This window comes from Alteromonas sp. 14N.309.X.WAT.G.H12 (genome assembly GCF_036697315.1).
Classification (GTDB): domain Bacteria; phylum Pseudomonadota; class Gammaproteobacteria; order Enterobacterales; family Alteromonadaceae; genus Alteromonas.
Map to the genome: position 1 here is coordinate 17,642 of NZ_JBAHZB010000028.1, position 20,872 is coordinate 38,513.

Sequence of the window (20,872 nt, forward strand, 5' to 3'; positions counted from 1 at the left end):
GGATAAATGGCACAGCCCCAACAAACCCGACGAGTGACCATGAAACAATCCGGAACAACGTCTGAAAAACAACGTATCGTGATAGTAGGCGGCGGCACTGCCGGCTGGCTTACTGCGGCGATCGTTGCCGCCAAACACAACATTGCCAAAGGTATGTGTGCGCTGGACATCACTTTGGTAGAAGCTTCCGATATTCCCACCGTTGGCGTGGGAGAAGGTACCTGGCCGACGATGAGAAATACTCTAAAAGACATTGGTTTGTCTGAAAAAGAAGTGTTTCGTCAGTGCAGTGCCGCGTTTAAACAGGGTGGAAAATTCATCAATTGGGTTCATGGCAATGGTGACTTTTACTATCATCCGTTTACAGTACCATTGGGCTATGGACGCATTGAACTAGCACCATACCTGGATAACATCTCTTCATTTGCCACAGCAGTTAATTTTCAACAACACGTATGTGAGAAAAATCTGGCTCCGAGAACGCTGTCTGATAACGAGTACAGCAGTGCGCAATCTAACTATGCGTACCATCTAGACGCTGGTGCCTTCGCTGATATGCTGAGAACGTTCTGCAAGGAAACGTTAGGGGTCAAACACCGGGTGGCCACCGTAGAACACATCGACCGAACAGGCGAAGCTGCTATCCACTGTATAACACTGAACAACGGTGAAACCCTCAGTGCCGATCTTTTCGTGGATTGTTCAGGCTTTCGTTCACTGTTGTTAGGTGAAACACTGGGAGAGAAAATGACCTCAACCAGCGATCTGTTGTTTAACGACACGGCGCTAGCCCTTCACGTGCCCTACGATGATGATTACGAAATTAAACCCTACACCCAGGCAACAGCTCAGCCAGCCGGCTGGATTTGGGATATTGGACTAACCAGCAGACGAGGCGTTGGTCACGTATTCTCATCTGAATTTATGCAAGAAGACCTTGCCTGCGACACCCTCATGCGTTATGTGGGCGAAGCGCATAAGTCACTAACGCCACGGGTTATTAAATTTGAATCGGGTTACCGCAAAACCCTGTGGAAGGGCAATTGCGTTGCCGTTGGGCTAGCGGCAGGGTTTGTCGAACCCTTGGAAGCCACCGCGCTGATGTTGATTGAAATCGCCGCCCGCTACATCGCTGAACAAATGCCTATGCCTGCGTCGGTCAGACCGGTTGTAAGCAAGCGTTTCAATGAACAAATGAATTATCGCTGGCAGCGTATTATCGATTTTCTCAAGCTGCATTATGTACTAACAGAGCGACAAGAGCCTTATTGGCAGGCCAACAAAGATCCCCTAACCATTCCAGATTCTTTAAAAGAAGACATGGAAATATGGCGCTATCGCGGCCCCAAAATCGCCGACTTCTCATCGGCTATTGAATTATTTCCAGCAGCCAGTTATCAGTACGTTTTGTACGGAATGGGATTTACTCCTGATTTTTCTATCCACGCACACCTCAACAAGATGGGTGCAACGGCACAATCGCTGATAAATCAAAATCAACTGATCACCAAACAAAAAATACAGACACTGCCTAACCATCGTGATTACATTGAACAATGGCTGAGTGCCTAGGATACACACATGCAAAATTTTGAACCTGTTAGTCCACAAATCCATGGCGATGTTCGCATTGATGAACATCAGTTACCCGTGCTGTACAGTCATTTCCACATGCTTAATGTGGAATTAAAAGAAGCCGTACAGGCATCAAGTGAATTCCCTTTGTTTTTCAGCAAAGTTGCCAACAGCCAACGCTGGACCATTTCTGCTCTGTGTGGATTGGGGCTCAACGAAAATGTTTTTGTTCAACGCGACGAATGGGTGGCACACTACACGCCACTCAGTTTGCAAACCCTGCCTTTTTCCTTGCAAATAGAAGGAAACAACGGTGAGCACAGCCTGCTTATTGACTCGGCGTCTGCAGCGGTAAATACGAAAAGTGGCAGCGCGCTGTTTCTCTCCAGCAAACGACCATCTGCCTTTTTAGACAACAAGCGAAAATTGCTTGAAGAACGGTCGATGGCCATGGCTCAAACCGGCGCTCTACTGGAGGAGATAGCAACAATGGGGCTGATCCGTGCCGTCGATCTCATCATTGAATATACCGACAATACGCAGCAGCGCGTAGGCGGGCTGGCAACTGTCAACGAACAACAATTACAGACGCTGGATGCAGAGCAACTGGCGCTATTGAACGGCAAACAGTGTTTGTCTGTACTGGCCAATATACTGGGATCAATATTTCAACTGAACCGGCTTATCCGACTGCACAATAAGAAATACCCCGGAAAAGCCATTTCCAATATAAAACTAGAAACAAGCAAAGCATAACCATCGCCTAAGGAGCTTTCGATGTATTCAAGCACTATTCAGGTGTCCGTATTTGTGTTCGTTACGGCCCTCATCGGATTATTAACTTACTTAAGTTGCCGGGGACAAAATCGCAACGGACAACAAAACCAAAACCGCGAGTTTTTCCTTGCTGGAGGCGGTCTCGCCTGGTACTTCGTTGCCGGTAGTATCACACTGACAAACCTCAGTACTGACCAACTTGTAGGTATGAACGGCAATCAAATGGCCTTGCTCGCCTTGTGGGAGCTGTCTGCTGTAGTAGGCTTGTTTATTCTGGCAAAAGTCTTTCTGCCCGTGTATTACAAATTCAAATGTACCACTACCACAGAATTGCTTGAACAACGTTACCACAATAAACATATTCGCGCGGTTATCAGCGCCCTGTTCTTTCTCGGTAGTGCATTGATTTTCTGCCCAGCGGTAATTTACTCCGGGGCACTATTCATGCAATCCATGTTCAACGTGGAACTACCGCTCATGTACATCGCTGTGGTATTTATCATTGTTGGCGCCATGTACGCCATTTTCGGCGGGCTTCGCGCCGTTGCCGTATCCGACACATACTCGGGCGTACTCTTGTTGACCATGGCCGTAGTCGTCACCATTCTCGCGTTGCAGGCCATTGACTATAACTTCGACGGTATTCCTGAAGAGCGCCTTACCCTTATCGGTGGCAGTGACTCTCCCGTTCCCTGGCACACACTGCTTACCGGTATGATTTTTATTCAAATGTTCTACTGGGGTACCAACCAGGTCATTACGCAACGGGCCATGGCAGCACCATCGTTAAAAGAAGCGCAAAAAGGGGTATTCGCCGCAGCGGGTATTCGCCTGATTATTGTACCGGCCATCATTGTGGTACCTGGAATAGTTTCCTACAAACTTTTTGGCGACATTGGTGACAGCGCATACGGACGTATTGTGGCGACGGTATTACCTGACTGGCTGTCAGGTATTTTTGCCGCGGCTATGGCTGCAGCTGTGCTCACTACTTTTAACAGTAATCTCAATTCTGCCACCGCACTGTATGTATGTGACATTCACGAGGCCTACGTCGATAAGTCACCCAATGTCCCCAAACTGAGTGGATTTGTGACTGTGCTGCTGTGTTTTGTGTCTTTGGCATTAATTCCCGTTTACCAGCAGGCAGAGAGTATTATAAACCTGGTGCAGCAGTTATACGGGTTACTTAGCATGCCCATTTTGTCTGTATTCATTGTGGGCTTGCTGTTTAAAAACGTTCACGCCAATGCCGCCATCGGATCAGTCGTTTTCGGCGTGGCGCTTTACGCCTTGTTGAGCTTTGAATTTTCTCCGATTTATGCACCGTTTGGCCTGCATTATATTCATCTGATGTTCGTCACTTTACTCTCATGTGTAAGTTTTGCACTACTGGTGAACAAAGTTATCTTTGGACAAAAGGCACAGTTTTCCATGGCTATTTCCAGCAAGGAGACAGCGGCCTGAACTATTGCAAAACCTAGTTCAAACGCTTCACCCAATGGAAGCCCTGCGCGGGGCTTTCTTTTTTAACACTATTTATGAGGTTTTTTATGTCTTCTCTTCCTCAATTTGTCAGACTGGACAACGCATACACAACAATCATTTTCGATTGTCAGGGTCGTAGCCCATCGCTTTTATATATGGGTGAACCACTGAGTACCGCCACTGACGGCGCAATGCTTAGCCTGCTAAGTACACGCCAGGAAGCGAAATGTGCACCTGTCATTGAACCTCCGGTATCACTCGTTCCCACCCACGGCGAAGGTATTACCAGCGCACCGGGCCTCGAAGTATTCGGGCAACAGGACGAATGGTCTGCAGGCTTCCAAACCACAGCCATCGAACAGCAAGGGCTGAAGGTCATCTTTACCGGTGAAGATGAACACCGTAATATGCGACTGGTGACGCAGGTAGTCCTCGATGAAAACAGCAGTGTGGCAACGTACCAATCTACGCTCACCAACACAGGCGCTCACGCGGTAAACCTGGCGTACCTCAACGCCGCCACGCTTACCCTGCCGATGAATGTAACAAAAATAAAAACATTTGAGGGGCGTTGGTCAAACGAATTTCAAACTACTGATCACGACCTGTTTTTCGGCAGTTATGTCAGAGAAAATCGCCGGGGTAAAACCTCCCACGATACCTTTCCCGGCTTGATTGCATTCCCTAAAGGTACTGGCGAATTAACCGGCGAGTGTTTCGGCTTCCACTTAGGCGCGTCGGCCAACCATAAGCTACGTGCTGAGGTCATGGCAGATGGCCGCAGCTATGTGCAGTTTGGCGAGCTTCTATTTCCCGGTGAAGTTCAATTAGCCGCAGGTGAATCCTATTCATCGCCTGTACTATACAGCGGCTTTGGTTGCGAAGGCTTCTCATCACTTTCACAACAATTCCATAACTACATACGCAGCAATGTGCTAAAACACAGTGCAAACAGCAAACCCCGCCCTGTACATTACAACACTTGGGAAGGCATCTATTTCGATCACGACATCGATACACTTAAAGCCCTGGCCGACAAAGTGGCCCCCTTGGGTGTAGAGCGCTTTGTGCTCGACGATGGCTGGTTTAAAGGCCGCCGTTCAGACAAAGCAGGATTAGGCGACTGGACCGTGGATGAATCTATCTACCCCGAAGGCCTCGGCCCACTAATCGATCACGTAACCGGACTGGGAATGGAATTTGGTATTTGGTTTGAACCTGAAATGGTAAACCCAGACAGTAACTTATACCGCGCTCATCCAGAATGGGCATTGCAAACCAAGAATAATCCTCACGTCCCTTTCCGCAACCAGTTAGTGCTCGATTTAACTAACCCGGATGTGGTTGAGTATCTTTATAAGGTCATTACGGACATCCTAAGCACTTATCCGAAGATCAGCTACATCAAGTGGGACATGAACCGCGATGTGAACCATCCGGGTAACCTTCAGGGCAAGCCAGCAATGCACGGCCAAATGCGGGCGTTGTATCAGCTCATTCAGCGGGTGAAAGACGCGCATCCGGGTATTGAAATTGAAAGTTGCTGCTCCGGTGGTGGTCGTGTTGACCTAGGTATACTTCAGCATACTGACCGATTCTGGACTTCTGATTCTAACGATGCACTGGATCGCCTGCGCATTCAGCGCGGATTCTCTTATTTCTTCCCCTCAGAAGTGATGGGCGCCCATGTTGGCCCCAGAGATTGTCACATTACCGGGCGTAATATTTCTATCGAAATGCGCGCAGCCGTGGCCATGTTCGGCCACATGGGTATTGAAATGGACCCAAGAGAGCTCACTGAGCAGGAAACCGGAGCACTGAAAGATGCCATCACACTGTATAAATCGTTCAGACATCTAACCCATTCTGGCGATCTTTTCCGCATGGATGACGACAATCTGAATGTGAAATTTGGCTATGTATCGAAAGATAAGTCTGAAGCGGTATTTGCCTATAACAGTGTGGTAGAAACACCAAAAACCACGCCGTTGCGTTTCCTCTTCGCAGGGTTAGACAGCACGAAGTCATACCGTATTACCCGTGTGTGGCCAGAAAAACTCAAGGAGTACTCGCCCTCTATTTTGCAAAAAGCAGATGGCCAGGTATTTACCGGAGAAGCCCTTATGAAATTCGGTTTGCAAATGCCAGTACTGTTCCCTCAGACGGCGCTTATCTATAAATTAGACGCCGTATAAAGGCGCATCAACCAACACAAAGACAAAGCGGTGAGGAAAGCCTCACCGCTATTTTTTCCCCTTGTGTGTCATTTCAAGCCCTAGAGCGTAACGATGATCAAAGCCTTTCCATACCTCGGGTTGTACGCCGTTTATCTCTTCTTGAGCACTACTCCCTGATACCGCAAGATAATCGCAGTATTCTGGGATGTTTTTTACATAGCAGTGCATCAGCGCCAGGGCAAAGTGTTCGTTGATGGCATTTAGCGATACTGACCGCCATGCGGGCTCAAGGTAATGTCCAATATCAAATTCGCTATTATACGCCTGAGCTGGCGCAGGATGAGGCGCTATGTTGTGCCGCGCATTTTTAATCGTTAACAATTGAGAATCTATACTCCCGGTATGTTCAAACAACCATTTAATACCGTCGTAGCCGGATATATCATCGTACTCTCCCCCGACATATAACACAGGCACAGCAATTGTAGCCAGTGCTTTCTCATCAAATAACTTGTATTGCCCACCCCAGGGAGCCAGGGCCATCATCGCTTTCCACTTGGGGTCCACGCTGTTGCTGTCTTGTTTTCCGCCAGCGCAGGTATTCAACAATTTTTGCGCTTTTATTGCCTTGTCTTGTGACGCTACCCCTGTAAACTGTGCGGCTAACTCTTCGCTAAACGAATAACACCCTCCCACAGTATTCACTGCACCAAATCCCCCCATTGAATACCCAATTAACCCCGCTCTTTCCTGATCAGCTGCTTCCTTAAACAAGTCATGCTCCAGCAAAGCATTTAAGGTAAACACCTGATCCCGCGAACGGTTCATCAACGTACTTGGAAAGCCGGCGAAGGGCCCGTTCACGAAGTCTACATCTTTATTGGTTGAATCAGTATGGTCGATGCCCGCAACAATATAGCCATAAGAAGCCAGATGCTCACCCAAATAGTACATAATGGTGCGATAACCTGTGTAACCATGAGACAGCACGATAACCGGAAACGTTAAGTCATTGATGAGAACATCGGCATCTCTTGAGGCATCCGTCACAATACTGAAGGCTTTACCGCTGCGAGTTTCATTGTCGTAGGTTGTGCCAGCGCCCGCACGCTCTGCAGGGTACCAAACTTCCACCTTAAGACTACGATGCTGTTTTTCACCATATATGTCTTCCACCTGCTGGGGATAAGACAAGTTCAGCGTTGTCACGCCTACGGCATATGGTCCACTGACACTGAGTTCAGGCATCACATCATCAGGCAACGCCAGCCCGGCCAGGGCCTGGGCTGTTAACAATCCACTTAGTGAAAGGAAAAGCGCGGTCGAAATAGATAGGGAGCCCATTTTCACGAGAATACACTCAGCGTTAAATAAATGAATAACGCGTATTTTACAGCCATATGATGTAAAAAGCGTCAGAATTGAGATACTAAACGGGATAGTTGAAGAGCTGAAAGCTTCTATGTCGGCTCAAAAGTGAGTTTTTCCAGATACGGTGCAATTCGATGGTCAAAAACACCCGTTTTTGACCATCGTGTTATTTTTAGTGACTATACTTGGGTCATCTATTTTGAATTAGTTACACGGGGAACCCATTTCCAATCTTGCGGTTCTTTACTTGGCACTCGATATCTGTCCATTCGAGAAATATCATAGTCTTCATATTTCTGAGTTAACATCCAAAGTGGGCGTTCATGGGTAAGCTCCCAAGCAAATATTTCTTTAAACATTGAACGAACACGCTGCGGATATTTATCGGCTAGGTTATTCTGCTCGCCCTCATCTTCTTTAACATTGTATAGCTCAGCAGGACGGTCCGCGAAACGGATAAGCTTCCAATCACCTTGACGCACTGCTGCTCGAACGTCTTTTTTCCAGAACAGAGCCTTGTGTGGTCCTTCTTTTACTTCGCCTGATAAGTAAGGCCATAATACCTTCCCATCTATACTCTTCAGCTTGGAAGCATCTCCGCCCGCAGCGGAAAAGAATGAAGGGAGTAAGTCCATTGTGCTAACAGGTTGATTATAATCGACACCTCGCGGTAATTTTGCTGGCCATTTTATGACGAAAGGTACGCGCAATCCACCTTCTAGGTGATTTGATTTGGTGCCTGCAAGCGGCCAATTGACCGAAGCATTTTTATCTGTTGGGCCGCCATTATCGTTGGTAAATACCACAATTGTATTGTCTTCTAGACCTTGTTTTTTTAACGTGTCTAAAACATTGCCTATAGCACGATCCATCGCCAAGAGCATGGCTGCATATGTTTTACGCTTTCCTTTTAGTTGTGGGAATTGCGCTAAATCTTCTTCCGTTGCTTCCATCGGAGTATGTGGTGCATTGAAAGCTAGATAGATGAAAAATGGGTTGTCCTTATGACGTATTATGAAGTCTGAAGCTTCGGCGCCTAGCTGATCTGTCAAATACTCTTTCGGTTCTTCGAATTTGCCAAATCCTCTTTCCATTCGCTTGTCATGATGTGGTAATCGATTATTGGCTCCATAACTAAAGTAGCTTCTGTCACCCCCACGAAAGCCATAAAATTCATCAAAACCACGCTTTGTTGGATGGTAGCGATCTGCATCTCCAAGATGCCATTTCCCGTAAGCCGCAGTCGCGTAACCGCGCTCTTTCATATAATCTGCGATAGTCCGCTGATCAGTTGGTAGACCCATATCGTCACCGAGGTATTTTGAGTTAGGGCTCATATATCCTGGAACATTTATCTCTTGATAGCCGAACTTTTGTTGATATCTACCTGTCATCAATCCAGCTCTTGACGGGGCACAAGTAGGATCAGTTACATACCCCTGAGTAAAGCGCACGCCATTTGAGGCCAATGTGTCAATATTCGGTGTCTTTAAAACGGTATTACCCTGGAACCCAAAATCATCGTAACCTGCGTCATCAGATAAGATCAAAATGATGTTGGGTTGATTCTCTTGCTCATCAGGGCTTGCAAACAAGGGAGGAGCAGCCAAGACCATGACGAGTATGATGCAACACGAAAGTAGTTTGTTCATAGTTTTATCCTCGATATAAAAACCACCCCACAAACATACTATGTTTGCATATATAAAATGTTTATGCGAGTGTTTTGTTGAGCATAAGACCAATAAAAGCGAACCGCTACCTCTTCTGGCAGCTAATCTTTTGGGTTGGCAATCGCTATGGTGGAGCAAGCCACTGTGGAATGATTATAATGTTCGGCCTGTTTACTTATGGCTGACTTGTCTTTGAGTTAAGGGGGTCGAACGATAATAAACGCTGAAGATTGATGCGGATTACCTACGCCCACCTCCGCAGCACCAGCCATAAACCATTGTTCAACATTGTCTATATGAATTCCCCCCACAGCTAAAAATGCCGTACTGTTATAAGGCCCTTGCAGGCTTTTAAAATAAGCAACGCCCATTTCATCGGCAGGAAACAGTTTAATCATATCGGCCTTAATCTCGATGGCTTGTGCAACCTCAGTGGGTGTAAGCGCCACCGGCAGAGATTGTGCCAACAGTATCTTATGTAACCGTTACTCCCTCGGTTCACACCATTGAATCGAAATTGCAGGGACGGGTAGTTGCATTTCGCGAAGCAGAAGTATGTCCTCAGGTAACGGGGATCGTGAAAAAGCGCCTCGACCCGGGATCGTAACGCGTGGTGCAACTGCGGGGCACGCCAGCGTGTTCTCGCATTTTTCCATCGGCCTAGATCAAAAAAACCCCGAACATTTCTGTTCAGGGCTCTTCGAATAATGGTGCCTCGACCCGGGATCGAACCAGGGACACGCGGATTTTCAATCCGCTGCTCTACCAACTGAGCTATCGAGGCAAATCTGGTTAGCGATAAAAGGCGTTTAGTGCCTGTTGCGCTGTGGGTGCGTATTAAACGGATTTACGCCTTACAAGTCAACTATTTTTCTTGGTTTTTTATTCAACTGCACACAGTTTATTCAATTTTCTCAAAAAAACTCCAATCTGCACACAAATCATACGCGAACTTCGCTATTTGGGCGGCGGTACATACCCTTCAATGGAGGGCTCTATGCCTTCAAATAAAAAGGCTTCCATTTGCTCTTCTAAAAACTTTCTGTCTGTGGGCGCCATCATGTTCAGTTTTTTCTCATTGATAAGCATGGTTTGCTTTTTCTGCCATTCAGCAAAAGCTTCTTTGGAGATATTGTCGAAAATACGTTTACCCAGTTCACCAGGGTACAACTGAAAGTCCAGCCCTTCAGCGTCTTTTTTAAGATGCTGGCAAAATACTTGTCTACTCATGGTGCCTCCTTCTTTTAAGATCACAGTTTATAGGATTTGCTTGATCTGCGAGATAATTTTTTGCGTTGGTGCAGCAATGCCTACCCCCAATGGCGCATCAAGCTCGAACCACCGCTGTTGGCTTTCTAACACATGGCGGCTTAAACACTGTTTTGCAATCACCAGGTATGGGCTAATTTCCAAATGAAAATGACTAAAAGTATGTCGAAACGGCGCTAAAGGTTTTATTTCGGCCGTCTCAATAGATAGCTGATCTACAGCATCGGCCACTGCCAAATCGGTTTCAAGAAAGCCAAACAGTCCGCCCCATAATCCACTTGGCGGACGCTGAGCCATTAAAATACTTTGCTGGTGCAACACCGCTATCATGGTAGTGGTTTTCACCGGCAGCGCCTTTTTAGGCTTTTTCCCCGGAAATTCACCTTGCCGCCCTTGGGCGTACGCCAAACAATCACGCTGTAACGGGCATACATCGCAGTGGGGCTTGCTACGGGTACAAACCGTGGCACCTAAATCCATCATGGCCTGAGTGTAGTGATGACAGCGCTTATCAGGGGTATTTTGTTCCGCATAAGTCCAAAGCTGATTTTCCACCGCTTTTTGCCCAGGCCAGCCTTCTATGGCATAAAACCGTGCCAGTACCCGTTTAACGTTACCATCTAAAATGGGAAGGTTTTGCCCACCTGCGATAGATAAGATCGCGCCTGCTGTAGAACGACCTATACCGGGCAACCCCACCACCTCGTCTAAGGTTGCAGGAAAAACGCCGTGATAATCAGCCACAATCACCTTGGCTGCCTTATGCAAATTTCTGGCTCTGGCGTAATAACCCAGCCCCGTCCAATGATCCAGCACCTCATCCTGAGAAGCCGCCGCCAACGCTTCTACCGTAGGAAAGCTTTGCATAAACCGTTGGTAATAGGGAATAACCGTGGCCACCTGGGTTTGTTGCAGCATGATTTCTGACACCCACACACCATAATGAGTAATGTGTTGCTGCCATGGCAGGTGTTTACGGCCATGTTCATCGAACCAATGAAGCACCCGCTGGGAAAAAGACTTTGTCATTTTTACTTTTAACATCAGTGTATAAGGTTCCTATGATAACATGGCGTTGATTTTCCCGAACTATCTGTTGTGGAGTAAGCGTGTCGAACCCTTGTTTATTTTTACCCGGTACTTTGTGTGATGAACGTGTCTGGCTTCCTCTTTGGCAGCGCCTGTCATATTCAACGCCGCTATGTACCGCTGCAATGGGCCACCACTAAAGACGATATGCTAGCCCTTACCGGTGACAGAGTGTTAGACGAAGAAAAAGTGCACCTTACCGGGTTTTCCATGGGCGGATATATTGCCGCATTGTGGGCCTTGGAACATCCCGAGCAGGTTGCCTCGTTAACCGTTATAGGGTGGGACCCCAATGGCTTAACACAACAGGAAATAAAACGTCGCCAACAACTAGTCACCATGTTGAAAAAGGGCCAGTTTCACCCCGACAAGCCCGATTATTTGCGCCGCTTTATTCATCCGGATTATTTGACCTGCGCCCAGGTGGTGGATGTTGTGCGCGACATGGGTAAAGATTTAGGTGCAGCGACATTACTGGCTCACACCGAAGCCACCACGCCCCGCCCATCCCTAATCAAGGCATTGGCTAACGCGCCGTTTCCCATTCATTTTATTGTTGGCAGTGACGATCAACTGGTAAATATATCGGCAGTGCGCACAGCCTCAGACAGCCTTGTTAATAGCCGCTTGTGGGTTATCGAAAATGCCGCGCATATGAGCATATTGGAGCAACCTGACATCGTGAGCCAATATTTACAACGCATTTGGCAATAACGCCCGCAAGAAGGGTAAATATGCAGTATTATTAATTACATTTTATTGCATTCAGGCTGCCAATGGGCATAATGCCGCACCTGTGCATTCCAACATTAATGACGCGGCGAAAAGCCATCGCCCAAGCGCCATTTTTTATACATTGTGATAAGCAACTTCAGGCAAGGTTATGGGTCAGTTTAAAAATCAGCAAGAAGCCGAAGCGGCAGGTGTTTACATCAGTAAAGTACGCAGTTTTGTAAAACGTGAAGGCCGGCTAACAAAAGGGCAAGCAAAAGCGCTGGAATCATATTGGCCCACTATGGGCGTGGAATTTCAAGATGCGCGGTTAGACATGGACGCATTGTTTGGTCGTAAAGCCCCCGTTGTATTAGAAATTGGTTTTGGCATGGGTAAGTCTCTGGTAGAAATGGCAGAAAACGACCCAGACACCAATTTTTTTGGCATTGAAGTTCATCGACCCGGTGTGGGTGCGTGTTTATCGGAAGCCGGCGAGCGCGGGCTGACCAATTTACGGGTGATGGAATACGATGCCGTAGAAGTGTTTAAGAAAATGCTTCCCGATGAAAGTCTTGCCCGTGTTCAGCTGTATTTTCCTGATCCCTGGCATAAGAAACGTCACCATAAACGCCGTATTGTGCAACTGCCTTTTGCCCAAATGGTAAGAGAAAAACTGGCTATTGGTGGTAAGTTTCATATGGCTACCGACTGGGAACCCTACGCCGAGCATATGGTGCAAATCATGAATGCCGCGCCAGGTTTTGAAAACACTGCGCCAGAGGGCGACTATGTGGCACGGCCGGAATATCGGCCAATTACAAAATTTGAAGTACGTGGGCAAAAACTGGGACACGGCGTTTGGGATCTTATTTACCAACGTACAGAATAATAAAAAAACGGAATTGTTTGGATGTTAAGCGCGCAAAGTCAACTTCTTAAAAGAAATCTCGACTTATTTGAGAACGGTAAATGGCTGATTATTAATCCCACGGATGCGTATTTCAGCGACGAATTGATCACCTTCAATATAACGTTTTTATATCAGTACTTTGATATTTTCGCCGAAAGCGTAAAAGTGATCCCAAGCTGTGAATTTGATAGCCGAGACGTAAGTTCCGCCACTAACGGGTTTTGTATTAAGCAGAAAGTGGGTATGCACCACCACCTGTTTAGCCCATTTATCCCATCGGGCGAAACATACACCGACATCCTCATTTACTTGCCCAAATCCAAAGCCCATGCCGTAATGCTTATGGCTATGGCCCACGCGGCGCTGTCTGAGGGCGGCCGCTTGCACATTGTCGGGGAAAATAAAGGTGGCATAAAAAGCATCGCCAATGCCATCACCCACATCGGCCCGTCCCAAAAAGTGGATTCTGCACGTCACTGTTCACTTATTACGATTTCCCCCTCTGAGGTGGCGCAACCTTTCAACATTAACGACTGGCTTGATGAATCCACCTTTGAAGTTGCAGGGTTTAGCTGGCAAGTCGCCTCCTTGCCTGGCGTATTTAGTCACGGTGAACTAGATGAAGGCACTCGGCTGTTATTAGAAAAGTGCTCACACCGATTAAGCGGAAGCGTACTGGATTTTGCCTGTGGCGCGGGGGTCATTGGTGCCTGTTTATTAGGCCGCTTTCCACATATCGACCTGACCTTGCTCGACGTCAGTGCATTAGCCCTTTATTGCGCGGCCAAAACACTCACCCTTAACGACCAGGCAGCCATGTTAATTGCCGCTAATGGGTTGCATGGGGTGTCACAGAAATTTAAGCACATTATTACCAATCCCCCCTTCCATACCGGTGTGAAAACGGATTACTCGGTAACCCGCCGATTTATCGCAGATAGTGCCCACAGCCTGTTACCCAAAGGGACAGTACAAATTGTGGCAAACCGTTTTCTGCCGTACCCTGGATTGCTAGCCGAAGTGTTCCCCAGCACCCATACTGTGGCGCAGAACAATCAATTTTCTGTGTATTTAAGCGTTTCTGCATAGGCAGATTTATTGCCTTGTGATAACGTCTATTAAAGCCGCTGTTGCGAACACATGGCAGCGCTGTGTCATACCGCTTGGATAGGTAAGCCCGTTAGGAGAAGTTACGTGAATATTGTTTTCGCCATTTCAGAAGTTGAAGACCTGGTTAAAACGGGAGGGCTGGCGGACGTGGGTAAAGCATTACCCCTCGCTTTACGTGATGCCGGAGAAAACATTACCATCATCATGCCCTACTACAAGGCAATTGCCGATGAATACGCGTTGGCAGACGCCTGCTCTCAGCAAACTCTCTTCGCCGAAGGTAAGGTCTATCATTACAGCATAAAACAGCTTAGCTGGAATGACATCACCATATATTTTATCGACTATCCGGAGTATTTTAACCGCGACGGTTTATACAGCAGCACCTATGACGCCTATGAAGATAACGCCGAACGATTCAGCTTTTTTTGTGGTAGTGCACTGCATGCTTTGCAAGCGCTCAGTATTCAACCGGATATTATACATTGTCACGACTGGCATGCGGCTATGTTGCCATTTTTGCTGCGTAATGAACAAACCGGCTATTTTGCAAATACACAAACCGTTTTTACCATCCACAATGCCGCATTTCAGGGTGTACACAAACTAGATGCCATTCCGTTTTTACGTCATCACCCGGCGATTTTATCCCAGGTGCACGGTGGCTATATCAATATGCTGCAAACGGGCATTGCCTATGCCTCCAAAATTACCACGGTCAGTCCTAACTATGCCAAAGAGTTGCTTACCGATTTAGGCTCCCATGGCCTGCACGACCGCTTGGTAACCCGTAAAAATGATCTGGTGGGTATTCTTAATGGGTGTGATTATGGTCAATGGAATCCTGCCGATGACCATTTTCTGCCGGAAAATTACACCGTCGACACACTGCATAATAAAAAAGTCTGTAAAACGGCGCTGCAGCGAGAATGTGATTTACCGGAAAATGCCGACATTCCCGTCATCGGCATGGTTTGCCGATTAACTGAGCAAAAAGGCTTTGGGTATATCATGCCCATACTCGACGAGTTAATGCATCACAATGTGCAAATGGTGATTGTGGGTACCGGCGATCCCTCTGTTTGTATGGATCTGGGTGAGTTTGCACAGCAACATCCTTCCCAATTTGCCTTTGTAAATGGCTTTAGCATTCAGCATGCTCATTTGGTGGAAGCCGGTGCCGACTTTTTCCTCATGCCCTCCCAGTTCGAACCCTGTGGTTTGAACCAGATGTATAGCTTGGCGTACGGCACCATCCCTATTGTTCGCGCAGTGGGCGGATTAAAAGACACGGTGATCGATCAGGTTGCCGATAAACAAAATGCCACCGGCTTCGTATTTAAAGCGCCAACACCTGCGGCCTTGTTAAGTTGTATCCGCAGAGCCTTGCTGTTTTATTATGAGCACCCCGTTGGCTATAGAGAAATGCAGATACGAGGAATGAACACCCGTTTCACTTGGGAGGATGCCGCGAAAGCCTACCTCAAGCTTTATAGGACAATGGTTTAAGTTGGAATTATAGACATATTGTTAAAGTCACTTTATTTTTGGCTATTTTTCAGCCACTATTGAAGTAGAAATGCGCACTATATGAACGAATAATAATGACCACATCTGCCGTGTCGCTATCGATTAAGAGCTTATTGCTTTGGGTTATCATGTCGATTGCGGCCCTTGCTTCAATATTGCCGGCTTGTTACTCAACCTATACCCAGTTGACCCACTACTCTGAGAAACAAGAGCAAGAAGTGGAAATGTTGGTGGAAATGGTGGCGGCCTTCATTAATGAAGATCTTAGCGACCCCTATTCAGACTCAAACAAACACATCGTTAACCGTAAACTAAAAAGCCTTGCCGCGGCACCCAATGTACTGAATGTCCATATATACAAACAAACCACACCGTACGAACTAACCTTATTTAGCAGCTATACCAAAGAAGGGGAAACTCGCACCAGTTCCCATGCTCAATCTATCGCTAACTTTTTCCAACCGGTAATCATTGAAGATAAAATAGAAGTCTCACGTCCCATCGAAAATGAACGGGGAACAACGGCAGGCTACATTTTCTTACAGGCCAGCACCGACGCCTATACCACCTTGGCTGCCCAAACCATTTTACAGAATGTGGTGATCACCTTATTTATGTTGTTAGTGAGTTTTGTGGTGGCCTTACGATTTCAACAAGTCATCACCCACCCCATTCGTAAACTGGCTGACTTTTTAAACTTAACCTCACGCCAACGGGATTATTCTTCCCGGGCACAGCCAACAAATATTGCTGAACTGTCGGCACTGACTAATGCGGTGAATGTCATGCTAAACCGTATTCAAGAATACATGCACAAGCAAAAGATGGCAGAAGAGCAACATAGAAAGCTCAATGCCTCTTTAGAAGATATGGTGAATCAACGTACGTTGGCCCTTAAAAATGCCAACCAGGAATTAATTCAAACCCTCGAGAAACTGCATCAGTTTCAACGTCAAATTGTACAAAATGAAAAAATGGCCTCGTTAGGCGATATGGTTGCCGGCGTGGCACATGAAGTCAACACGCCCATTGGTCTTGGAGTAACGGCTTCAACGATGATGTTAGACAGATTGACGATTATTGAAAAAGAATTCGAGAGTAAAACGTTAAAAGCCAGTACAATGGCGAAGTTCATTAGTGAAAGTCAGGAAAACCTGAATATCATCTACCGGAACTTAAACCGGGCAGCAGAGTTAATATCCAGTTTCAAACAGGTTGCCGTCGACCAGTCATCAGAAGCAAACCGAACATTTTGCTTTGCACAACTGGTTAATGAGATACTACTCTCGTTAAGGCCAAGGCTGAAAAAGCTCCAACACAATATTCACGTTGAATGCGATCCGACTCTGGAAGTAGAATCCAAAGCCGGGCCAATTAACCAGATCCTTATAAACCTTATCATGAACTCGGTGATACATGGTTTTGAAGACATGGAGCATGGTGAAATCAATATTGTGGCGGAGATGGAATCGCCGACAAACTTGAAACTAATATACAAAGATAATGGCAAGGGGATACCCAACGATATACGTAAACGTATATTTGATCCATTTGTTACCACCAAACGAGGGCAAGGTGGTTCCGGTTTGGGTATGCATTTAGTGTATAACTTGGTAACACAGGCACTAAATGGTTCCATTTCTCTGACCAGTGAAGAAGGGAAAGGTGTCGAATTTGTCATTATTTTTCCCGTTAAAAGCTCTGTTTCAGGAAATTTAACGTTAAATAATGAATAAGCCCTTGTAATTTTTCTACAAATCCTTATACCGTAGACAAGTTATTCAGTAACGTCTTTAAAAATACGGTTACGAATATTACAATTTGTCAGAAGCTAGCTTAATCGATTGTAAAAGAGTGTAAAACACCATGCAGACGCCAAATATATTAATTGTTGAAGATGAAGTGGTAACACGTACCACACTAAAAAGCTTGTTTGAAGCTGAAGGCTACAGTGTGTTTGAGGCCGAAAATGGCAATCAAATGCACGATTTCTTTGAGAACCACTCTATCAATCTGGTGATCATGGATATCAATCTGCCTGGTAAAAACGGCCTCATTCTGGCTCGCGAAGTACGCGACCGTAAAAACGTGGGTCTAATTTTCCTTACCGGTCGCGACAATGACGTAGATCGTATTCTCGGTCTTGAAATCGGTGCTGATGATTATCTGACAAAACCGTTTAATCCTCGCGAGTTAACCATTCGAGCCCGCAACCTGTTGGCTCGTACCACAAACTCCGCTGAAGATGACGACTTACCTAGTCGTGTTAGTTTTAACGGTTGGACCTTGGACGGCGACAGTCGCTCACTGATTTCGCCCAGCAACACCGAATTCCGTCTACCACGTTCTGAATTCCGTGCCTTGCATCTATTTTTAAGTAATCCGGGCAAAATTCTTACCCGTGAGCAACTTATTATGGAAATGACTGGACGGGAATTGCGCCCCAATGACCGTACGGTTGACGTCACCATTCGTCGTATCCGTAAGCATTTTGAATCAGAACCCAGTGATGAAGAATTGATTGTTACTATTCACGGTGAAGGCTACCGATTCTGCGGCTCTGTAGACAGTTAAGCAATCGATTAGCGAATGACAAAAAACGCAGCCCTTGTGGCTGCGTTTTTATTTTTATGGCGCTAGCATACGCTTAGGTTGTCATTAATTCCCCGCTACACGCATTTCACCGAGCAAAATAGAACCAGTTTGTACGCCACCACGGACATCCCGCTCTGCGCCGATGGCTTGAATGTTAGCAAACATATCCGACAGGTTTCCGGCAATGGTGATCTCATGCACAGGATACTGGATAACCCCATTTTCGACCCAAAAGCCAGCGGCACCACGAGAATAATCACCGGTTACCGTATTAACGCCTTGTCCCATCAGTTCTGTGACCATTAAGCCAGTGCCCATTTGTTGCAGCAATTCAGCATCTGATTGGCCCGTATCACCCACAATCCAGTTGTGAATTCCACCGGCGTGACCGTTTGACACCACACCGAGCTTACGCGCGGAATAGGTGGTGTACAGGTAATGGGCCAAACACCCATTTCCCACAATGGTCATGTCTTTGGTTGCCACACCTTCCGCATCAAAGCTAGAGCTGGCCAGTGCACCTTTTAAGTGGGGCTTTTCTTCAATATTTAACCACGATGGGAATATTTGTTGACCCAGTTTATCCAGCAAGAAAGAAGAGCGACGATATAAGCTGCCCCCACTGATGGCACTGACATAGTGACCAAATAGTGATGATGAAACATCGCGATGCAATAACACTGGAACTTTGCCTGTGGCAATTTTACGAGCCCCCAGTCGAGAGACGGTGGCACGGGCCGCTTCCTGACCCACCTCTAAAGGGGATTTGAGCTTGTGTGACTTGCGATGGACGGTATAAGCATAATCCCGCTGCATATCGCCATTTTCTGCCCCAATCATCATGCAACTTAGGCTATAGCGGCTACTTGGATAACCGGTATTGATACCATGGGTATTGCCGTAAACCCGCATGCCCATGTTCGCGTTGTACGATGCGCCATCCGAGTTGGTAATGCGCTCATCATACGCCATGGCGGCACGCTCAGTTTCTATTGCCAGTTCAATACCTTTTTGCGGATCAAGCTCGATAGGATGGTACAAATCCAAATCGGGGAATTCCGTGGCAATGAGCTCTTCGTCGGCCAAACCGGTGCAAGGATCCTCACTGGTATAACGGGCAATATCCACCGCTTTAGCAACCGTCAGCGCTAACGCCTCTTTGCTGAGATCCGCCGTAGAGGCGCTGCCTTTATGTTTTCCCACATAAACACTGATCCCTAAACCACCATCGTTATTAAATTCGACGTTTTCTACATCACCCATGCGGGATGAAACCGCAATGCCCTGCACCTTAGACATACTGGCTTCCGCCTGAGTGGCGCCTTTACTTAATGCCATTTTCAGTACGTCATCGACAATGTTCTGAATTTGGGCAATTTGCTTTTCTATTTGCATAGTCAGTTTCGCTATTTCTGTCTGTGTGTCACAATGACCGAATACTGCATTGTAACATTTATGAGTGCCAAATGAGCGACAACAAGCATCATTCTGACGAAGAAAACCTATTTGAGAATACTCAGCAAGACGACGAAGTTGAATTTGTCAGCAAAACGGAATTAAAACGCCAGTCTGCAGAACGACAAAAACTCGGCGAAAAGCTGGTGAATCTCACCCCGGCGCATTTAGCCACCATTCCCCTTGATGAAGATCTGGAAAAAGCCGTCACAATAGCCCAGGGAATAAACCGGAAAAAAGACGGCTATCGCCGACAATTACAGTTTATCGGTAAACTGATGCGTCATCGCGATACCACCGACATTGAAACCGCACTGGCGAAGCTCTCCATGACCCATCAGGCCACCAATGCGGCATTCCATGAACTGGAAAAAGCCCGGGAATCTATTATTAATGAAGGGGATGATGGGATCCAGCGGTTAGTTGAAGCTCATCCGGCCTTAAACCGCCAAAAACTCAGACAATTTCATCGTCAGATTAAGAAAGAACGGGAAAAGAACGGGCCACCCAAAGCGTTCAGAGAATTGTTTCAATATCTCAAAGACGTGATCCATCACGGTCAGTAATGTTAATAAAAAACGCGCTTTTAAAAAGCGCGTTTTTTCATTCGATTAGCCAGCACATGCTCTGTTAAATTAAGCGGTGCCTCCCACCGTTAATTCATCCACTTTTAAGGTCGGCTGCCCCACACCAACAGGCACAGATTGCCCATCTTTGCCGCACACGCCAACGCCGCGATCCAGCGCCACATCGTTACCAATCATAGAGATTTTTTGCATAACTTCAGGGCCATTACCAATAAGGGTTGCCCCTTTTATCGGCGCGGTAATTTTACCATTTTCGATTAAATAGGCTTCGGCACTGGAAAACACAAATTTACCCGAGGTAATGTCGACCTGCCCACCGGCAAAATTCGGCGCATAGATCCCTTTATCGATAGAAGCGATAATTTCTTGGGGATCGTGACCACCGGCCATCATATAGGTATTCGTCATTCGCGGCATAGGCAGATGGGCAAAGGATTCACGACGCCCATTACCTGTGGGTTTCACCCCCATTAAACGGGCATTCATTTTATCCTGCATGTAACCTTTAAGTATGCCATCCTCAATCAACACATTGTGTTGTGTTGGGGTGCC

At 46.7% G+C, this 20,872-nt stretch carries 19 protein-coding genes and 1 tRNA gene; 12 read left to right on the plus strand and 8 right to left on the minus strand.

Going from position 1 to position 20,872, the window contains the following annotated elements; genetic code table 11:
• The first annotated feature begins 39 nt into the window (after positions 1–39).
• From V5298_RS09765 to V5298_RS09780, 4 genes are all read left to right on the plus strand, one after another.
• Positions 40–1,572, plus strand: coding sequence for a tryptophan halogenase family protein (locus V5298_RS09765; RefSeq protein WP_332931274.1), 1,533 nt, complete (start codon positions 40–42; stop codon positions 1,570–1,572).
• Between the two features lie 9 nt (positions 1,573–1,581).
• Positions 1,582–2,331 (plus strand): SapC family protein, encoded by a 750-nt coding sequence (locus V5298_RS09770; RefSeq protein ID WP_332931275.1) that lies wholly within the window; start codon positions 1,582–1,584, stop codon positions 2,329–2,331.
• Positions 2,332–2,352: 21 nt separating this feature from the next.
• Positions 2,353–3,819, plus strand: a complete 1,467-nt coding sequence (locus tag V5298_RS09775) for an SLC5 family protein (RefSeq protein WP_332931276.1) — start codon at positions 2,353–2,355, stop codon at positions 3,817–3,819.
• 86 nt (positions 3,820–3,905) lie between these two features.
• Positions 3,906–6,035 (plus strand): alpha-galactosidase, encoded by a 2,130-nt coding sequence (locus V5298_RS09780; RefSeq protein ID WP_332931277.1) that lies wholly within the window; start codon positions 3,906–3,908, stop codon positions 6,033–6,035.
• A gap of 48 nt (positions 6,036–6,083) precedes the next feature.
• On the opposite strand, the gene V5298_RS09785 is transcribed toward V5298_RS09780, so the two are convergent.
• The 3 genes from V5298_RS09785 to V5298_RS09795 all read right to left on the minus strand — a co-directional run bounded on the left by V5298_RS09785 (position 6,084) and on the right by V5298_RS09795 (position 9,528).
• Positions 6,084–7,361, minus strand: a complete 1,278-nt coding sequence (locus tag V5298_RS09785) for an acetylhydrolase (protein ID WP_332931293.1) — start codon at positions 7,359–7,361, stop codon at positions 6,084–6,086.
• Between the two features lie 221 nt (positions 7,362–7,582).
• Positions 7,583–9,040, minus strand: a complete 1,458-nt coding sequence (locus V5298_RS09790; protein ID WP_332931278.1) for a sulfatase-like hydrolase/transferase — start codon at positions 9,038–9,040, stop codon at positions 7,583–7,585.
• A 218-nt stretch (positions 9,041–9,258) separates the two neighbouring features.
• On the minus strand, positions 9,259–9,528 hold the full coding sequence (locus tag V5298_RS09795; protein ID WP_332931279.1) for a hypothetical protein: 270 nt from the start codon (positions 9,526–9,528) through the stop codon (positions 9,259–9,261).
• On the opposite strand from V5298_RS09795, the gene V5298_RS09800 reads away from it, so the two are divergent.
• A complete protein-coding gene (locus V5298_RS09800; RefSeq protein ID WP_332931280.1) occupies positions 9,522–9,668 on the plus strand; it encodes a hypothetical protein in 147 nt (48 codons plus the stop codon). The genes V5298_RS09795 and V5298_RS09800 overlap by 7 nt on opposite strands.
• 101 nt (positions 9,669–9,769) lie before the next feature.
• Here the strand turns inward: V5298_RS09800 and V5298_RS09805 are convergent.
• From V5298_RS09805 to mutY, 3 genes are all read right to left on the minus strand, one after another.
• Positions 9,770–9,845 (minus strand) — tRNA-Phe (locus tag V5298_RS09805).
• Positions 9,846–10,018: 173 nt separating this feature from the next.
• Positions 10,019–10,291, minus strand: coding sequence for an oxidative damage protection protein (locus V5298_RS09810; RefSeq protein WP_332931281.1), 273 nt, complete (start codon positions 10,289–10,291; stop codon positions 10,019–10,021).
• Positions 10,292–10,318: 27 nt separating this feature from the next.
• Complete coding sequence (gene mutY, locus V5298_RS09815; RefSeq protein WP_332931282.1) at positions 10,319–11,374, minus strand: A/G-specific adenine glycosylase; 1,056 nt, start codon at positions 11,372–11,374, stop codon at positions 10,319–10,321.
• Between the two features lie 105 nt (positions 11,375–11,479).
• Here mutY and V5298_RS09820 point away from each other — a divergent pair, with 105 nt between their 5' ends.
• The 6 genes from V5298_RS09820 (at position 11,480) to arcA (ending at position 18,257) form a co-directional block, all read left to right on the plus strand.
• Positions 11,480–12,133 carry an alpha/beta hydrolase gene (locus tag V5298_RS09820; protein ID WP_332931294.1) on the plus strand — a complete coding sequence of 218 codons (654 nt, stop codon included), beginning with the start codon at positions 11,480–11,482 and terminating at the stop codon, positions 12,131–12,133.
• Between the two features lie 169 nt (positions 12,134–12,302).
• Positions 12,303–13,022, plus strand: a complete 720-nt coding sequence (gene trmB, locus V5298_RS09825) for a tRNA (guanosine(46)-N7)-methyltransferase TrmB (protein ID WP_332931283.1) — start codon at positions 12,303–12,305, stop codon at positions 13,020–13,022.
• A 21-nt stretch (positions 13,023–13,043) separates the two neighbouring features.
• A complete protein-coding gene (locus tag V5298_RS09830) occupies positions 13,044–14,132 on the plus strand; it encodes a class I SAM-dependent methyltransferase (RefSeq protein WP_332931284.1) in 1,089 nt (362 codons plus the stop codon).
• A gap of 105 nt (positions 14,133–14,237) precedes the next feature.
• The gene (gene glgA, locus V5298_RS09835; RefSeq protein WP_332931285.1) at positions 14,238–15,662 is read left to right on the plus strand and encodes a glycogen synthase GlgA; all 1,425 of its coding nucleotides are present in this window, start codon (positions 14,238–14,240) and stop codon (positions 15,660–15,662) included.
• A gap of 95 nt (positions 15,663–15,757) precedes the next feature.
• Positions 15,758–17,419, plus strand: a complete 1,662-nt coding sequence (locus tag V5298_RS09840; RefSeq protein ID WP_332931286.1) for a HAMP domain-containing sensor histidine kinase — start codon at positions 15,758–15,760, stop codon at positions 17,417–17,419.
• Between the two features lie 130 nt (positions 17,420–17,549).
• Positions 17,550–18,257 carry a two-component system response regulator ArcA gene (gene arcA / locus V5298_RS09845; protein ID WP_332931287.1) on the plus strand — a complete coding sequence of 236 codons (708 nt, stop codon included), beginning with the start codon at positions 17,550–17,552 and terminating at the stop codon, positions 18,255–18,257.
• Positions 18,258–18,341: 84 nt separating this feature from the next.
• On the opposite strand, the gene pmbA is transcribed toward arcA, so the two are convergent.
• Entirely contained in the window at positions 18,342–19,673 is a 1,332-nt protein-coding gene (pmbA, locus tag V5298_RS09850) for a metalloprotease PmbA (protein ID WP_332931288.1), read from the minus strand.
• Between the two features lie 71 nt (positions 19,674–19,744).
• On the opposite strand from pmbA, the gene yjgA reads away from it, so the two are divergent.
• On the plus strand, positions 19,745–20,299 hold the full coding sequence (gene yjgA, locus V5298_RS09855; protein WP_332931289.1) for a ribosome biogenesis factor YjgA: 555 nt from the start codon (positions 19,745–19,747) through the stop codon (positions 20,297–20,299).
• A 69-nt stretch (positions 20,300–20,368) separates the two neighbouring features.
• On the opposite strand, the gene V5298_RS09860 is transcribed toward yjgA, so the two are convergent.
• A partial coding sequence (locus tag V5298_RS09860; protein WP_332931290.1) for a metallopeptidase TldD-related protein occupies positions 20,369–20,872 on the minus strand: 504 nt, incomplete at its 5' end.

Bases quoted from the DNA above. Each gene is read 5' to 3' on its own strand.
- V5298_RS09765 (WP_332931274.1), top strand. From the start codon at position 40: ATGAAACAATCCGGAACAACGTCTGAAAAACAACGTATCGTGATAGTA.
- V5298_RS09770 (WP_332931275.1), top strand. From the start codon at position 1,582: ATGCAAAATTTTGAACCTGTTAGTCCACAAATCCATGGCGATGTTCGC.
- V5298_RS09775 (WP_332931276.1), top strand. From the start codon at position 2,353: ATGTATTCAAGCACTATTCAGGTGTCCGTATTTGTGTTCGTTACGGCC.
- V5298_RS09780 (WP_332931277.1), top strand. From the start codon at position 3,906: ATGTCTTCTCTTCCTCAATTTGTCAGACTGGACAACGCATACACAACA.
- V5298_RS09785 (WP_332931293.1), bottom strand. From the start codon at position 7,361: ATGGGCTCCCTATCTATTTCGACCGCGCTTTTCCTTTCACTAAGTGGA.
- V5298_RS09790 (WP_332931278.1), bottom strand. From the start codon at position 9,040: ATGAACAAACTACTTTCGTGTTGCATCATACTCGTCATGGTCTTGGCT.
- V5298_RS09810 (WP_332931281.1), bottom strand. From the start codon at position 10,291: ATGAGTAGACAAGTATTTTGCCAGCATCTTAAAAAAGACGCTGAAGGG.
- mutY (WP_332931282.1), bottom strand. From the start codon at position 11,374: ATGTTAAAAGTAAAAATGACAAAGTCTTTTTCCCAGCGGGTGCTTCAT.
- V5298_RS09820 (WP_332931294.1), top strand. From the start codon at position 11,480: ATGAACGTGTCTGGCTTCCTCTTTGGCAGCGCCTGTCATATTCAACGC.
- trmB (WP_332931283.1), top strand. From the start codon at position 12,303: ATGGGTCAGTTTAAAAATCAGCAAGAAGCCGAAGCGGCAGGTGTTTAC.
- V5298_RS09830 (WP_332931284.1), top strand. From the start codon at position 13,044: ATGTTAAGCGCGCAAAGTCAACTTCTTAAAAGAAATCTCGACTTATTT.
- V5298_RS09840 (WP_332931286.1), top strand. From the start codon at position 15,758: ATGACCACATCTGCCGTGTCGCTATCGATTAAGAGCTTATTGCTTTGG.
- arcA (WP_332931287.1), top strand. From the start codon at position 17,550: ATGCAGACGCCAAATATATTAATTGTTGAAGATGAAGTGGTAACACGT.
- pmbA (WP_332931288.1), bottom strand. From the start codon at position 19,673: ATGCAAATAGAAAAGCAAATTGCCCAAATTCAGAACATTGTCGATGAC.
- yjgA (WP_332931289.1), top strand. From the start codon at position 19,745: ATGAGCGACAACAAGCATCATTCTGACGAAGAAAACCTATTTGAGAAT.